The sequence below is a fragment of the Acinetobacter sp. YH12098 genome, assembly GCF_013419235.1.
GTDB lineage: Bacteria > Pseudomonadota > Gammaproteobacteria > Pseudomonadales > Moraxellaceae > Acinetobacter > Acinetobacter amyesii.
Genome location: NZ_VPAO01000094.1, coordinates 1 through 1,606 on the forward strand (window position 1 = coordinate 1; position 1,606 = coordinate 1,606).

Here is a 1,606-nt window from a genome sequence, read left to right on the forward strand (position 1 = left end):
ATCTGAGGGTCTGTAGCTCAGTTGGTTAGAGCACACGCTTGATAAGCGTGGGGTCACAAGTTCAAGTCTTGTCAGACCCACCATTCTGACTAACGAAGTATTTGAATAAAATACGGAAGCAAACAGAAAAACAGAAACATTGACTTATTGATAAGCTGGGGACTTAGCTTAGTTGGTAGAGCGCCTGCTTTGCACGCAGGAGGTCAGGAGTTCGACTCTCCTAGTCTCCACCAAATTTCAAGACCAGAAAAACAACGTTTTTCCTTGAAATTTAAGCAAGAAGCTACGCTTCGCGCAGTATGTGATCATACAGTGGCGTGAATGTTTAGTTCCTAAGCGATCAAGTGCGTAGATCCTAGAGATTAACAAGTAGAAGCGTTAAGATACGCGCACTTGGTAATCTCTGTGATTTATCACAGTTTCCTGACCTGACGAAGGCTGGAAAAATCATTAACAGAATATATTTGAGTTGAAATAATTTGTTCAAACTCGTTGAAAGCAACACAGGCAACTGTGAAGCGATTAAATGAGTTCTAGCGATTAAACTGAATCAAGCGTTTTGGTATATGAATCTAATTGAAGCTGTACAGTGATTAAGTTCACGAAACTCTAACTGTGTAATTAACTGAGTGATCGGTTGATTATGTTGTTTATCCTACTTGTAGGGATGAACGACTGTTTGGGGTTGTATAGTCAAGTAATTAAGTGCATGTGGTGGATGCCTTGGCAGTCAGAGGCGAAGAAAGACGTGATAGCCTGCGAAAAGCTCCGGGGAGGCGGCAAATATCCTGTGATCCGGAGATGTCTGAATGGGGAAACCCACCGGCTATAAGGTCGGTATCGCAACATGAATACATAGTGTTGCGAGGCGAACGGAGGGAAGTGAAACATCTCAGTACCTCTAGGAAAAGAAATCAATTGAGATTCCCTCAGTAGCGGCGAGCGAACGGGGAACAGCCCATTAAGTCATATCAGTTTTAGTGGAATGCTCTGGGAAGTGCAACCATAGTGGGTGATAGTCCTGTACACGAAAGGGCTGATATGATGATGTCGAGTAGGGCGAGGCACGTGAAACCTTGTCTGAATATGGGGGGACCATCCTCCAAGGCTAAATACTCCTGACTGACCGATAGTGAACCAGTACCGTGAGGGAAAGGCGAAAAGAACCCCTGTGAGGGGAGTGAAATAGATCCTGAAACCGCATGCATACAAGCAGTGGGAGCCAACTTGTTTGGTGACTGCGTACCTTTTGTATAATGGGTCAGCGACTTACATTCAGTAGCAAGGTTAACCGATTAGGGGAGCCGTAGAGAAATCGAGTCTTAATAGGGCGTTTAGTTGCTGGGTGTAGACCCGAAACCGGGTGATCTATCCATGAGCAGGTTGAAGGTTGGGTAACACTAACTGGAGGACCGAACCCACTGTCGTTGAAAAGCCAGGGGATGACTTGTGGATAGGGGTGAAAGGCTAATCAAACTCGGTGATAGCTGGTTCTCCCCGAAAGCTATTTAGGTAGCGCCTCGGACGAATACCATTGGGGGTAGAGCACTGTTTCGGCTAGGGGGTCATCCCGACTTACCAAACCGATGCAAACTCCGAATACCAA

Annotated in this window: 2 tRNA genes and 1 rRNA gene; all 3 read left to right on the top strand. The window is 45.8% G+C overall.

What is annotated here, in order from left to right:
• The first annotated feature begins 6 nt into the window (after positions 1 to 6).
• Positions 7 to 83, top strand: a tRNA-Ile gene (locus FTU38_RS16665).
• A 74-nt stretch (positions 84 to 157) separates the two neighbouring features.
• Positions 158 to 233, top strand: a tRNA-Ala gene (locus FTU38_RS16670).
• A 458-nt stretch (positions 234 to 691) separates the two neighbouring features.
• Positions 692 to 1,606, top strand: a 23S ribosomal RNA gene (locus FTU38_RS16675); the annotation flags it as partial.